At 65.2% G+C, this 13999-nt stretch carries 12 protein-coding genes; 7 read left to right on the top strand and 5 right to left on the bottom strand.

Annotated features, from left to right (window positions below; translation table 11 throughout):
• Window positions 1–110: 110 nt before the first annotated feature.
• From PC358_RS15455 to ydcS, 5 genes are all read right to left on the bottom strand, one after another.
• Window positions 111–1535, bottom strand: coding sequence for a gamma-aminobutyraldehyde dehydrogenase (locus tag PC358_RS15455; protein WP_033700943.1), 1425 nt, complete (start codon window positions 1533–1535; stop codon window positions 111–113).
• Window positions 1536–1552: 17 nt separating this feature from the next.
• A complete protein-coding gene (locus PC358_RS15450; protein WP_033700942.1) occupies window positions 1553–2359 on the bottom strand; it encodes an ABC transporter permease in 807 nt (268 codons plus the stop codon).
• Window positions 2349–3281, bottom strand: a complete 933-nt coding sequence (locus PC358_RS15445; protein WP_033700940.1) for an ABC transporter permease — start codon at window positions 3279–3281, stop codon at window positions 2349–2351. Before PC358_RS15445 ends, PC358_RS15450 begins: the two co-directional genes overlap by 11 nt.
• Before the next feature lies 1 nt (window position 3282).
• On the bottom strand, window positions 3283–4323 hold the full coding sequence (locus tag PC358_RS15440; protein ID WP_033700938.1) for an ABC transporter ATP-binding protein: 1041 nt from the start codon (window positions 4321–4323) through the stop codon (window positions 3283–3285).
• Window positions 4324–4410: 87 nt separating this feature from the next.
• Window positions 4411–5562 (bottom strand): putative ABC transporter substrate-binding protein YdcS, encoded by a 1152-nt coding sequence (ydcS, locus tag PC358_RS15435; RefSeq protein ID WP_033700937.1) that lies wholly within the window; start codon window positions 5560–5562, stop codon window positions 4411–4413.
• 217 nt (window positions 5563–5779) lie between these two features.
• Between ydcS and PC358_RS15430 the strand changes: the two genes are divergently transcribed.
• The 7 genes from PC358_RS15430 (at window position 5780) to wspF (ending at window position 13975) form a co-directional block, all read left to right on the top strand.
• Complete coding sequence (locus tag PC358_RS15430; protein ID WP_033700936.1) at window positions 5780–6478, top strand: tellurite resistance TerB family protein; 699 nt, start codon at window positions 5780–5782, stop codon at window positions 6476–6478.
• Window positions 6479–6606: 128 nt separating this feature from the next.
• On the top strand, window positions 6607–8229 hold the full coding sequence (locus PC358_RS15425) for a methyl-accepting chemotaxis protein (protein ID WP_033700935.1): 1623 nt from the start codon (window positions 6607–6609) through the stop codon (window positions 8227–8229).
• A 5-nt stretch (window positions 8230–8234) separates the two neighbouring features.
• Entirely contained in the window at window positions 8235–8753 is a 519-nt protein-coding gene (locus tag PC358_RS15420) for a chemotaxis protein CheW (protein WP_033700934.1), read from the top strand.
• A complete protein-coding gene (locus PC358_RS15415) occupies window positions 8750–10024 on the top strand; it encodes a CheR family methyltransferase (protein WP_033700933.1) in 1275 nt (424 codons plus the stop codon). The genes PC358_RS15420 and PC358_RS15415 overlap by 4 nt, the downstream gene beginning before the upstream one ends.
• Window positions 10021–10686, top strand: coding sequence for a chemotaxis protein CheW (locus PC358_RS15410; protein ID WP_033700932.1), 666 nt, complete (start codon window positions 10021–10023; stop codon window positions 10684–10686). Before PC358_RS15415 ends, PC358_RS15410 begins: the two co-directional genes overlap by 4 nt.
• Complete coding sequence (locus PC358_RS15405; protein ID WP_033700930.1) at window positions 10683–12965, top strand: hybrid sensor histidine kinase/response regulator; 2283 nt, start codon at window positions 10683–10685, stop codon at window positions 12963–12965. Before PC358_RS15410 ends, PC358_RS15405 begins: the two co-directional genes overlap by 4 nt.
• Window positions 12962–13975, top strand: a complete 1014-nt coding sequence (wspF, locus tag PC358_RS15400) for a Wsp signal transduction system protein-glutamate methylesterase WspF (protein WP_033700929.1) — start codon at window positions 12962–12964, stop codon at window positions 13973–13975. Before PC358_RS15405 ends, wspF begins: the two co-directional genes overlap by 4 nt.
• The last annotated feature ends 24 nt before the right edge of the window (window positions 13976–13999 follow it).

The raw sequence follows: 13999 nt of genomic DNA, 5'->3' as shown, positions 1-13999 counted from the left end.
TGGGAGCGGGCTTGCCCCGCGAACACGGGCGAAGCCCGTGCCATCCTTCGCGGTGCTTGCTTCGCGGAGCAAGCCCTCTCCCACAGGCTCCTGCTAACGCCGCAGTGGTCTCAATGCTTGATCATCACATGCCGCACGCAGGTGTAGTCCTCCAGCCCATACACCGACATATCCTTCCCATAACCCGAATGCTTCTGCCCGCCATGGGGCATTTCGCTGACCAGCATGAAATGGGTATTCACCCACGTGCAGCCATACTGCAGCCGCGCCGCCAGGCGATGAGCGCGGCCGGTGTCGCCGGTCCACACCGATGATGCCAGGCCATAGTTGGAGTCATTGGCCCATTCCAGCGCTTGGGCCTCGTCGGTAAAGCGGGTCACCGACACCACTGGGCCGAACACTTCGTTGCGCACGATCTCGTCATCCTGCAGGGCATCGGCCAGTACGGTCGGCTCGAAAAAGAAGCCGTCGCCGTCAATCGCCTTGCCGCCGGTCACCAGGCGGATATGTGGCTGGGCAATGGCACGCTGCACCAGCCCGGCAACCTTGTCGCGGTGTTGCGCGCTGATCAGTGGCCCCAGCTCGGTGTCCTCGGCATCCTGCAAACCGTGCTTGAGGCTTGCGACGGCGTCGCCCAGGCGCTGCACGAACTGCTCGTAGATACCGTCCTGCACATACAGGCGGCAGGCTGCAGTGCAGTCCTGGCCGGCGTTGTAGAAGCCGAACGTGCGGATACCGTCGATGGCGGCGTCGATGTCGGCATCGTCGAACACCAGCACCGGCGCTTTGCCGCCCAGCTCCATGTGCATGCGCTTCACGCTGTCGGCCGTGGCGCTGATGATGTGCGCGCCGGTAGGGATCGAGCCGGTCAGTGACACAATGCGCACTTTCGGGTGGGTAACCAGTGGCGTGCCGACTGTCTGGCCGCGGCCGAAGAGAATGTTGAGCACGCCGGGCGGCAGCAGGCCCTGGGCCAGTTCGCCCAGGCGCAGCGCGGTCAGCGGCGTCAGTTCGGACGGTTTGATCACCACCGTGTTACCGGCGGCCAGTGCCGGTGCGACCTTCCAGGCCAGCATCATCAGCGGGTAGTTCCACGGCGCGATCGAGGCGACCACGCCCAGCGGGTCGCGGCGGATCATCGATGTGTGCCCCGGCAGGTATTCACCGGCCGCCGAGCCGCCCAGGCAGCGCGCTGCGCCGGCAAAAAAACGGAAGACATCGGCGATCGCCGGTATTTCGTCATTCAGTGCCGCGCTGAAAGGCTTGCCGCAATTCTGCGATTCGAGCCGGGCCAGTTCTTCGCCATGCTGCTCGATGGTGTCAGCCAGCGCCAGCAGGGCCAGGGAACGGTCTTTGGGGCTGGCCTGCGACCAGCTGTCGAAGGCCAGGTCGGCGGCACGCACGGCGCTGTCGACCTGGGCCTCGGTGGCCTCGTTGATCTGCGCCAGGGCGCTGCCCAGGGCGGGGTTGAGCACGGTCCAGGCCGGCCCGTCGCCAGCTACCAGGCGACCGTTGATCAGCATGTGCGTTTGCATGAGGGACTCCTCCAGGGTCATTTGCCGCTGCCCGCCACGCTTTCGCCGCCGCGGGTCAGGTAATAGGCGCCAAGTATCGGCAGCATGGTCACCAGCATCACCAGCATGGCGACCACGTTGGTCACCGGCACGTCGCGTGGGCGGCTGAGCTGGTTGAGCAACCAGATCGGCAGCGTGCGTTCGTGCCCGGCGGTGAAGGTGGTAACGATGATTTCGTCGAACGACAACGCGAAGGCCAGCATGCCGCCTGCCAGCAGCGCCGAGCCGAGGTTGGGCAGGATGATGTAGCGGAAGGTTTGCCAGCCGTCTGCGCCAAGGTCCATCGAGGCCTCGATCAAGCTTTGCGAGGTCCGCCGCAGGCGGGCGATGACGTTGTTGTAGACGATCACTACACAGAAGGTGGCGTGGCCGACCACGATGGTGAACAGGCCAGGCTCGATGCCCAGACGCTTGAACGCCGAGAGCAGGGCGATACCGGTGATGATGCCAGGCAGGGCAATCGGCAGGATCAGCATCAGCGAAATACCTTCCTTGCCAAAAAAACTGCGCCGGTACAGCGCTGCCGAGGCCAGGGTGCCGAGCACCAGGGCGATCAACGTGGCCAGGCAGGCGACCTGCAGCGACAGCTTGATGGCTTCGAGCACGTCGGGGCGAGCGAAGGCCACGGTGAACCACTTCAGGGTGAACCCCTTGGGTGGGAAGCTGAACGCTGCGTCTTCGGTGTTGAAGGCGTAGAGGACGATGATCAGGATCGGGAAGTGCAGGAACAGCAACCCGCCCCAGGCCGCCAGGCGCAGACCCATTGATGCATGTTCAGAGTGCATCGAATGCCCCCAGGCGCTTGACGAGGGAGAGGTACAGCGCAATCAGCACGATGGGCACCAGGGTGAACGCGGCGGCCATCGGCATGTTGCCGATCGCCCCTTGCTGGGCGTAGACCATGCTGCCGATGAAGTAGCCGGGCGGGCCGACCAGCTGCGGCACGATGAAGTCGCCCAGGGTCAGCGAGAAGGTGAAGATCGAGCCTGCGGCAATACCGGGGATCGACAGCGGCAGGGTCACCTGCCAGAAGGTTTGCCCGGGCCTTGCCCCCAGGTCTGCCGAGGCCTGCAGCAACGACGGCGGCAGGCGCTCCAGCGAGGCCTGGATCGGCAGGATCATGAACGGCAGCCAGATGTACACGAACACCATGAAACGCCCCAGGTGTGATGTCGACAGGGTGCTGCCGCCAATGCCCGGCACCGTCAACAGCGCCTGCAGCAGGCCATCCAGGTGCAGCAACTGGACGAACCACTGGGCCACGCCGCCCTTGGCCAGCAGCAGGGTCCAGGCATAGGTCTTGACGATGTAGCTGGCCCACATCGGCATCATCACAGCGATGTAGAAGAATGCCTTGGTTTTGCCGCTGGTGTAGCGCGCCATGTAATAGGCAATGGGGAAGGCCAGTACCGCGCTGGCCAGCGACACCGCCACGGCCATGCCCAGGGTGCGCAGGATGATGTCGAAGTTCGACGGGTTGAACAGCGCAGCGAAGTTGCCCAGGGTCAGGTCCGGGGTCACCGCCATGGTGAAGTCGTCGAAGGTATAGAAGCCTTGCCACAGCAGGTTCAGCAACGAGCCCAGGTAGATCGCCCCGAACCAGGTCAACGGCGGGATCAGCAGCAGCGTCAGGTAGAGGTTGGGCCGCCGGTACAGCAGGTTGGCAAAGCGGCGCAACGGGCCTGGGTTGGCAAGGCGCGCTTTCATCTCAGCGGCCCTCGTCGAGCACGGTTTCCAGCAGTGCCGTCATCGCTTCACGGGGCCAGCGCGCCTGCACCCGCTGGCCGGCCTGCCAGGTTTGCGCGTGGGCCTGCCAGCGGTCGTTGGCCTGGCTCACCGTCAACAGCTGGCCGCTGTCCAACTGCAGTTCGAAGCGGGTGGCGCTGCCCTGGTACTGCACATCGTGCAGCAGGCCGCTGACCTGCACCTCATGGCTGTCGGCGGCCTGTTCACCCAGGCGGATATGCTCGGGGCGGATGGAAAACGGCGCAGGGCTGCCGTTGAGCTGCTCGGCCAGCTCGCCACGCACCACATTCGAGGTGCCGACGAATTCGGCGACGAAGGTAGTAGCCGGCTGCATGTACAGGTTGCGCGGGGTGTCGACCTGTTCGATGCGGCCGCGGTTGAACACCGCCACGCGGTCGGACATCGACAGGGCTTCGGTCTGGTCGTGGGTGACGAAGATGAAGGTGATGCCCAGCTGGCGCTGCAGCTTTTTCAGTTCGCCCTGCATCTGTTCGCGCAGCTTCAAGTCCAGCGCCCCCAGCGGTTCGTCGAGCAGCAGCACCCGTGGGCGGTTGACCAGGGCGCGGGCGAGGGCGACGCGCTGGCGCTGGCCGCCGGACAGCTGCGCCGGTTTGCGCGCACCGTAACCGGCCAGCGCCACCATCGCCAGGGCCTCGTCGGCGCGGGCATGCCGTTCGGCCTTGGCCACGCCTTTGACCTTGAGGCCATAGGCGATGTTGTCGCGCACGTTCATGTGCGGGAACAGCGCATAGTCCTGGAACACAGTATTGACGTCGCGTTGGTAGGGCGGCACCCCGGCGGCTTCCACGCCATGGATGCGAATCGAACCGTTGTCGGGTTGCTCGAAGCCTGCGATCAGGCGCAGGCAGGTGGTCTTGCCCGACCCGGAGGGGCCGAGCATGGAGAAGAACTCGCCATCCATGATGTCGATGCTGACCTGATCGACGGCCTTGACCTCGCCGAAGGTGCGGGAAACCTGGGTGAACTGGACTGCTAGGGGCATGGCCGGTACTCAGTTGTTGCTGTGTTGCCTGTACCGGATCTTTCGCGGGGCTGCAGCGCGAATAGGCCGGTACAGGCTCAATCGACCTCAGCGCCCGCCCATGATCGCGATGTAGTCCTGCGTCCAGCGGCTATAAGGCACGAACTTGCCGCCCTGCGCCTGCGGCGTCTTCCAGAAGGCGATCTTGTCGAAGTTGTCGAAACCATTGGTCTTGCAGCCTTCGGCGCCCAGCAGTTCGCTGCCGGTGCAGGCCGCCGGCACCGCTGGCAATGAGCCGAACCAGGCGGCCACATCACCCTGCACCTTCGGTTGCAATGACCAGTCCATCCACTTGTAGGCGCAGTTGGGGTGTTTGGCCTCGCTGTGCAACATGGTGGTGTCGGCCCAGCCCGTGGCGCCCTCCTTGGGTATGGTAGAGGCCACCGGCTGGTTCTCTGCTTTCAGGCCGTTGACCATGTAGCCCCAGGAGCTGGAGGCGGCCACGCCTTCGTTCTTCACATCGCTCATCTGCACCGTGGCGTCATGCCAGTAGCGGTGGATCAGCGGCTGTTGCTGGCGCAACAGTTCGAGCACGGCCTTGTACTGGGTCTCGTTCAGTTGGTAGGGGTCCTGGATACCCAGTTCCGGCTTGGCCGACTTCAGGTACAGCGCCGCATCGGCGATGTAGATCGGCCCGTCGTAGGCTTGCACACGGCCTTTGTTCGGCTTGCCATCGGGCAGGTCCTGTGGCTCGAAAACCACCCCCCAGCTGGTTGGCGCCTGCTTGAACACCTGCGTGCTGTACAGCAGCACATTCGGCCCCCACTGGTATGGGGTGCCGTAGGCTTGCTTGTCGACCACGTACCAGCCACCGTTTTGCAGGCGCGGGTCGATGTTCTTCCAGTTGGGGATCAGCGCAGTGTTGATCGGTTGCACCCGCTTGCCGGCGATCAGCCGCAGCGACGCATCGCCCGAGGCCGTGACCAGGTCGTAGCCGCCCTTGGTCATCAGGCTGACCATTTCATCAGAGGTGGCGGCCGTCTTGACGCTGACCTTGCAGCCGGTTTCCTTTTCAAAGCCGGTGACCCAATCGTAGGCCTTGTCGCTTTCACCGCGCTCGATGTAACCGGGCCAGGCGACGATATCCAGGCGCCCCTCGCCGGCCCCCAGCGCCTTGAGCGGTTCGGCGGCCTGCAGGCTGGCGCTGGCCAGCAACGCGCCGGTCAGGGCGCTGAGCAATGCGGTGTTGTGCGCTGACATGGTGTTCCCTCTTATTGGAGATCTTGGTCGGGGCAGTCATCAAGCAAGCCGTGAAACGCTTGTTATAAGCGTAGTGCGATTGTGCGAGGTATTGGCGATATCGAGTCTAGTTGGCTTTTTGCTGGCCAATGCAACATCCGGAAGCAAATCCCCCCGTGGCGATCGCTCGGGCAAGGCTTAATCTGGCTGTCCTTTTGCAACGTCTGGAGGCACTTCAATGAACACCCGCGGACTGCTCGATCAACTGCTCAAGTCTGGCCAGCAACTGCTCGACGGCCAGGCCGGCAAAGCGGGCTCAGGCAAGCCAGGCGCGGGCGCCGGCGGCCTCGGCAGCCTGTTGTCCGGTGTCGGCGGCGGCGCTTTGGGGGCAGGGGCGCTGGGCCTGTTGCTGGGTAACAAGAAGGCCCGCAAATACGGCGGCAAGGCCCTGACGTACGGTGGCCTCGCTGCACTCGGGGTGTTGGCCTACAAGGCCTATGGCAACTGGCAGGCGCGCCAGCAGGGGGCAGGTCAAGCGCCCGAGCCGCAGACCCTCGACCGCCTGCCGCCGGCTCAGGCCGAGCAGCACAGCCAGGCGGTGCTGCGGGCGCTGGTGGCAGCGGCCAAGTCCGATGGCCATATCGACGAGCGCGAGCGGGCCTTGATCGAAGGCGAATTCACCCGCCTGGACACGGACGGTGAACTGCAGCAATGGCTGCACGCCGAGCTGAACAAACCGCTGGACCCGGCCGAGGTGGCGCGTGCCGCGCAAACGCCGGAAATGGCCGCCGAGATGTACCTGGCCAGCGTCATGATGGTCGACCAGGAGCATTTCATGGAACGTGCCTACCTGGACGAACTGGCCCGCCAGTTGCGCCTGGACCCAGCCTTGCGCCAGGAACTGGAGAACCAGGTACGGCTTGGCGCAGGCCAATAGCACACGGCTTGGCTTGTCCATCAGGCAAGGATGCCTGAATACCCCGCATTTCAGCCGCAAAAGCGTAGGATGCCTGGGCTATACTTCGGCGATTTTCCCCGCTCGTTGTGAATTCCTGAGGGCTGAATGTGAAGAACTGGACGCTGCGCCAACGGATCCTGGCAAGTTTCGCCGTGATCATCGCCATCATGCTGCTGATGATCGTCGCCGCCTACTCGCGGTTGGTGGCGATCGAAAGTGCCGAGCAGGCAGTGGGCACCGACAGCATCCCCGGGGTCTACTACAGCTCGATGATTCGCAGTGCCTGGGTCGACAGCTACGTCACCAGCCAGCAGCTGGTGGGTTTGTCCAACCATCGCGAAATCACGTCGGCGGACCTGGAGCTGTTCAAGAGCTTCGAGGATCGCCTCAAGCAACATATGGCCAGCTACCAGGAGACCATTCAGGACCGCGACGACCAGATGCGTTTCGATAGCTTCGTGCAGCTGGAAGAAAACTACATCAAGATCGTCGGCCAGGTGCTGGACACCTACCGCCAGCGCAATTATGTCGAAGCCGAACGGCTGATCAACGAGGTGCTCACCCCGACCTGGGTCGATGGCCGCCAGCACCTGAACGATGTGATCGAGAACAACCGGGCCTCGGCCGAAGCCGCTACCCACGACATCGTCAGCGCCGTAAGCACGGCCAAGGGCAGCATGATGATTTCGCTGCTGCTGGCAATCGTTGCCGCCGGCATCTGCGGGCTGCTGCTGATGCGCGCCATCAGTGCGCCCATGCAGCGCATCGTCCACGCCCTCGACCGGCTGCGCTCGGGTGACCTGAGCATGCGCCTGAGCCTGGACCGCAAGGACGAGTTCGGCGCGATCGAAAGCGGTTTCAACGAAATGGCCGAGGCGCTGGCCAACCTGGTGTCCCAGGCCCAGCGTTCATCGGTGCAGGTGACCACCTCGGTGACCGAGATCGCCGCCACCTCCAAGCAGCAGCAGGCCACCGCGACCGAGACCGCCGCGACCACTACTGAAATCGGCGCCACCTCGCGGGAAATCGCCGCCACCTCGCGTGACCTGGTACGCACCATGACCGAGGTCACCTCTGCCGCCGATCAGGCTTCGAGCCTGGCCGGCTCCGGCCAGCAAGGCTTGGCCCGCATGGAAGAGACCATGCACCAGGTGATGGGCGCCGCCGACCTGGTCAATGCCAAGCTCGGCATCCTCAATGAGAAGGCCAGCAATATCACCCAGATGGTGGTGACCATCGTCAAGGTGGCCGACCAGACCAACCTGTTGTCGCTCAATGCCGCCATCGAGGCTGAAAAAGCCGGCGAGTACGGTCGTGGCTTCGCCGTGGTGGCCACTGAAGTGCGCCGCCTGGCCGACCAGACTGCCGTGGCCACCTACGACATCGAGCAGATGGTGCGCGAGATCCAGTCGGCTGTCTCGGCCGGGGTGATGGGCATGGACAAGTTTTCCGAAGAAGTGCGCCGCGGCATGTTCGAGGTCCAGCAGGTGGGCGAGCAGCTCAGCCAGATCATCCATCAGGTGCAGGCCCTGGCGCCGCGTGTGTTGATGGTCAACGAAGGCATGCAGGCCCAGGCCACCGGCGCCGAGCAGATCAACCAGGCACTGGCCCAGCTCAGCGATGCCAGTACCCAGACGGTCGAGTCGCTGCGCCAGGCCAGTTTTGCCATTGACGAGCTCAGCCAGGTGGCCGCAGGCCTGCGCGGCGGCGTGTCGCGCTTCAAAGTCTGACGGCGATGAACGACTTGCAACCCCACGCTGCTCGGGCGAGCGACGCCAAGGGCACGTTGTACCTGCTGTTTCGTATCGCTGATCAGCGCTTTGCCCTGGACGTGCACGAGGTGGTCGAGGTGCTGCCGCGTCGGCCGCTGAAGGCGATCGCCCAGGCGCCGGCGTGGGTCGCAGGTATTCTCGCGCACCGCGGCGCGCTGGTGCCGGTGGTCGACCTGTCGGCGCTGAGCTTTGGCCAGGCAGCAGCGCAACGTACCAGCACGCGTCTGGTGCTGGTGCGTTACCGGGGCAACCTGCAACTCGGGCTGATCCTTGAGCAGGCGACCGAAACCTTGCGCTGCCGCCGCGAAGAATTCCAGCCGTATGGCCTGGACAATGCCGACGCCCCCTACCTGGGCCCGGTGCGCCAGGACCACCTGGGCCTGTTGCAACTCATCGAAGTCGATGACCTGCTGACGGACGCCGTGCGCGAGCTGGTGTTTGCCGATCACAGCGGTGCACCAGGGCAAGGAGTGCCGACATGACTGAACAGCGTTTCTTCCGCTACCTGCGCGAGCGTATCGGCCTGGATGTGGAGTCGGTGGGGGCGTCCATGGTCGAGCGCGCCTTGCGCCAGCGCTGCGTTGCCGTGAACGCGGCAGACCTGGACGATTACTGGCTGCGCCTGCAGCAATCGGCGGACGAGCAACAGGCATTGATCGAGGCGGTCATCGTCCCCGAGACCTGGTTCTTCCGATACCCCGAATCGTTCACGGCCCTGGTCGGGCTTGCCCATAGACGCCTGGCCCAGCTGGCCGGCGCACGCCCGGTGCGGCTGCTCAGTCTGCCGTGCTCGACCGGCGAAGAACCCTATTCACTGGCCATGGCGCTGCTGGATGGCGGCATGAGCCCTGGCTCGTTCATGATCGACGGCATCGATATCAGCCCCATTTCGGTGGCCAAGGGCGAACAGGCGGTTTACGGGCGCAATGCCTTTCGCGGCAGCGACCTGGGTTTTCGCGAGCGCTTTTTCGATGCGCTCGATGACGGCCACCGCTTGCAAGGCCGGGTGCGCCAGCAGGTCAGCCTGCAGGTAGGCAATGTGCTGGATCCGGCACTGGCCAGCCGCGATGGCCTGTACGATTTTGTGTTCTGCCGCAACCTGTTGATCTATTTCGACGTGCCCACGCAGCAGCGCGTGTTCGAGGTGCTCAAGCGCCTGACTCACGCGCAGGGCGTGCTGTTCATCGGGCCTGCCGAAGGCAGCTTGCTGGCGCGGCTGGGGATGCGCCCGTTGGGCATTGCGCAGTCGTTCGCCTACGTGCGCCAGGAGGGCGACAGTGCGCCGGTCGCCACGGCGAGCGCGCCACCCGCCAGGCGCACGCTGCCGCCTTTGGCCATGCCCGTGTACCCGCCGCCGACCCCGTCACTGACGCGGCCGTTGCGGCCCCTTGTGGCCGCTGCCAAGGCGCCACTGCCGCACGACAGCAAGGGCGAGAGCGAGGCCGAACTGCTGGCCAGCATTGCCCGGCATGCCAACGCCGGTGCCAGTGCGCAGGCGCGCGCCGCTTGCCAGCGTTACTTGAGCCAGTTCGCGCCGACCGCGCAGGTTTACTACTGGCTGGGGTTGCTCAGCGATACCGAAGGCGATGCCGGCCAAGCGCTTACCCATTATCGCAAGGCCCTGTACCTCGAACCGCAGCACCCCGAGGCCCTGGTACACCTGGCGGCGTTGCTCGCGGCCCAAGGCGACCTGGCCGGCGCGCAGCGTTTGCAGGCGCGTGCCGCACGGGTCGGTCGGGAGTCTGAACGATGAGGGGGGAATCCGCGATGCAACTGCTTGCCCAGGCCGACGAGCGCATCGACGACTGCTGGAACCGCATCGGCGTGCACGGTGACAAACAGTGCCCGCTGCTGGAGCAGCACATCCATTGCCGCAACTGCGACGTCTATGCCGCTGCCGCCACGCGCCTGCTCGACCGTTACGCCCTGCTGCAGGATGACCAGGCCGTTGCGGCGCAAGCCGCCGAGCAATCTGTCGGCCACTCCCTGCTGTTGTTCAGGCTCGGCGAAGAATGGCTGGCCCTGGCGACCGCCTGCCTGGCAGAGATCGCGCCCTTACAGGCGGTGCACTCGCTACCGCACCAGCGTTCGCGGGTATTGCAAGGCGTCGCCAACGTGCGGGGCGCGTTGGTGCCGTGCCTTTCGCTGGCTGACCTGCTGGGGGTGCAAGCGACTGCCGGGCAACAGCGCAGCGGCCGCGAGATGCCGCGCATGCTGATCCTGGCCGCCGAAGGTGGGCCGGTGGTGATGGCAGTCGAAGAGATCGACGGCATTCATCGGCTTGACCCGGCGTTGCTGGACAGCGGCCAGGACACCACGCGCTTCACCGCAGCGGTGCTGCAGTGGCGTGGCCGCAGCGTGCGCGTGCTGGACGAACAACAATTACTGTCTGCCGTGCAGCGGAGCCTTTCATGACCCCAGAGCAAATGCGCGACGCATCGTTGCTCGAGCTGTTCAGCCTGGAGGCCGAGGCGCAGACCCAGGTACTCAGCGCCGGCCTGATGGCCCTGGAGCGCAACCCCACCCAGGCCGACCAGCTGGAAGCCTGCATGCGCGCGGCCCACTCCCTGAAGGGGGCCGCGCGCATTGTCGGGGTAGACGCTGGCGTCAGCGTTGCCCATGTAATGGAAGATTGCCTGGTGGCTGCCCAGGAAGGCCGCTTGCGGCTGGGTGCCGAGCATATCGATGCGCTGCTGCAGGGTACCGACCTGTTGATGCGCATCGCCACGCCAGGCGACACCGCCGCGCAAGCGACGCTGCCGGTGTTTCTCGCACAGATGGCCAGCTTGCTGGACCCAGGCGCCGCGCCAGCGCATATGCCAGCGGCCCTGCCGGCAGTGTCTGTACGAGCAACGCCCATCGAGCCCTTTGCGGAGCCCATGGAGGCGGAATTCGAGCTTGAACCCGTGCCACGGCGCAAGGCTGGCAAACGCGCTGGTGAAGGCGCAGAGCGGGTGCTGCGGGTCACCGCCGACCGCCTCAACAGCTTGCTCGACCTGTCCAGCAAGTCGCTGGTGGAAACCCAGCGGCTCAAGCCTTACCTGGCCACCTTGCAGCGCCTCAAGCGCATGCATGGCCAAGGCATGCAGGCCCTCGATGGCTTGCGCATGCAACTGGAAGACAGTGGCCAGAGCAGCGAAGTGCTCGAAGCCCTGGCCCAGACCCAGCGCCTGTTGGCCGAAACCCAGCAGATTTTGCAGCAGCAGGCCGCCGACCTTGACGAATTCGGCTGGCAGGCCAGCCAGCGCGCACAATTGCTCTATGACACCGCCCTGGCCTGCCGGATGCGGCCTTTCGCTGACGTACTGGCCGGGCAGAGCCGCATGGTCCGTGACCTTGGGCGCTCCCTGGGCAAGCCGGTGCGCCTGGTCATCGAAGGCGAAAAGACCCAGGTCGACCGCGATGTGCTGGAAAAACTCGAAGCACCGCTGACCCACCTGCTGCGCAATGCGGTCGACCACGGCATCGAACTGCCCGAGCGGCGCCTGCTGGCAGGCAAGGCGCAGGAGGGCGTGATTCGCCTGCGCGCCTCGCACCAGGCCGGCATGCTCAGCCTAGAGCTGATCGACGATGGCGCCGGTATCGACCTTGAGCGCCTGCGCAGCGCTATCGTCGAGCGTGCCATGTCGCCGGCCGACACGGTGGCCCGGATGAGCGAGGCGGAGCTGATGACGTTCCTGTTCCTGCCCGGTTTCAGCCTGCGCGACACCGTGACCGAGGTGTCGGGGCGCGGGGTTGGCCTGGATGCCGTGCAGCACATGATCCGCGAGCTGCGCGGCTCGATCGAGTTGACGCAATTGGCGGGGCAGGGCTGCCGCTTCCACCTGCAGGTGCCGCTGACCCTGTCGGTGGTGCGCAGCCTGGTGGTGGAGGTGGGCGGCGAAGCGTATGCCTTCCCGCTGGCGCATATCGAACGCACCTTGGAGGTGACCGCCGAACAGATCGTGCAGATCGAAGGGCGCCAGCACTTCTGGCACGAAGGGCGACACATCGGCCTGGTGGCGGCAAGCCAGTTGCTCAACCGCCCGGCAGGGCAGGACGATGAGCGCAGCCTGCGGGTGGTGGTGATCCGCGAGCGCGAGCAACTCTACGGGGTTGCCGTAGAACGCTTGATCGGCGAGCGGGTGCTGGTGGTGATGCCCCTCGACCCGCGCCTGGGCAAGGTCCAGGACATCTCCTCCGGTGCCTTGCTCGACGACGGCTCGGTGGTGTTGATCATCGACGTCGAAGACTTGCTGCGCTCGGTGGAAAAACTGCTCAGTACCGGCAGCCTGGAGCGCATCGAGCGGGGCAGCAGTGGCGCCCGTGGCGCAGCGCGCAAGCGCATTCTGGTGGTCGACGACTCGCTCACCGTGCGCGAGCTGCAGCGCAAGCTGCTGGGCAACCGCGGTTACGACGTGGCGGTGGCGGTAGATGGCATGGACGGCTGGAACGCGTTGCGCGGCGACGACTTCGACTTGTTGATCACCGATATCGACATGCCGCGCATGGATGGCATCGAGCTGGTCACCCTGGTGCGCCGGGACCAGCGCTTGCAATCGCTGCCGGTGATGGTGGTGTCGTACAAGGACCGTGAGGAAGACCGACGGCGTGGCCTGGATGCTGGCGCCGACTACTATTTGGCAAAGGCCAGTTTCCACGACGATGCGTTGCTGGATGCTGTGGTGGAGTTGATCGGAGGTGCTCAGGGGTGAAGATCGCCATCGTCAATGACATGCCCATGGCGGTCGAGGTGTTACGCCGGGCGCTGGCCTTCGAGCCTGCGCACCAGGTGATCTGGGTGGCGGGCAACGGCGCCGAGGCGGTGCAGCGCTGCGCCGAGCAGTTGCCTGACCTGATCCTCATGGACCTGATCATGCCGGTGATGGATGGGGTGGAGGCGACGCGGCGGATCATGGGCGAAACCCCCTGTGCCATCGTGATCGTCACGGTCGACCGCAAACAGAACGTGCACCGGGTATTCGAGGCCATGGGCCATGGCGCCCTGGATGTGGTCGATACCCCGGCCCTGGGGGCGGGCGATGCCCGAGAGGCGGCGGCGCCGTTGCTGCGCAAGATCCTCAACATCAGTTGGCTGATCGGCCAGCAGCGCAGCCCGGCCGCGCGCCCGGTTGCCACGCCCTTGCGCGAAGCATCACAGCGCCGGGGGCTGGTAGCCATTGGCTCGTCGGCGGGCGGCCCGGCTGCCCTGGAGGTGCTGCTCAAGGGCTTGCCCCCTGCATTTCCGGCGGCCATCGTGCTGGTCCAGCATGTCGACCAGGTGTTTGCCGCCGGCATGGCCGAATGGCTCAGCAGCGCAGCAGGCCTGCCGGTGCGCCTGGCCTGCGAGGGCGAGCCGCCGCAATCGGGGCAGGTGTTGCTGGCGGGCACCAACCACCATATCCGCCTGCTGAAAAACGGCCAGCTGGCCTACACTGCCGAACCGGTCAACGAAATCTACCGGCCCTCGATCGATGTGTTCTTCGAAAGTGTGGCGCGCTACTGGAGCGGCGATGCCGTAGGTGTGCTACTCACGGGCATGGGCCGCGATGGTGCCCAGGGCCTGAAGCTGATGCGCCAGCAAGGTTTCCTGACCATCGCCCAGGACCAGGCCAGCAGTGCCGTGTACGGCATGCCCAAGGCCGCCGCAGCGATCGACGCGGCGGTGGAAATCCGCCCGCTGGAGCGAATAGCCGGGCGCTTGATGGAATTCTTTGCAAAATGACGATATGTATTGAATCACGCCGCC

The sequence above is a fragment of the Pseudomonas capeferrum genome (assembly GCF_000731675.1).
Taxonomy (GTDB): Bacteria; Pseudomonadota; Gammaproteobacteria; order Pseudomonadales; family Pseudomonadaceae; genus Aquipseudomonas; species Aquipseudomonas capeferrum.
This window is presented reverse-complemented; position numbering and strand designations above follow the sequence as displayed.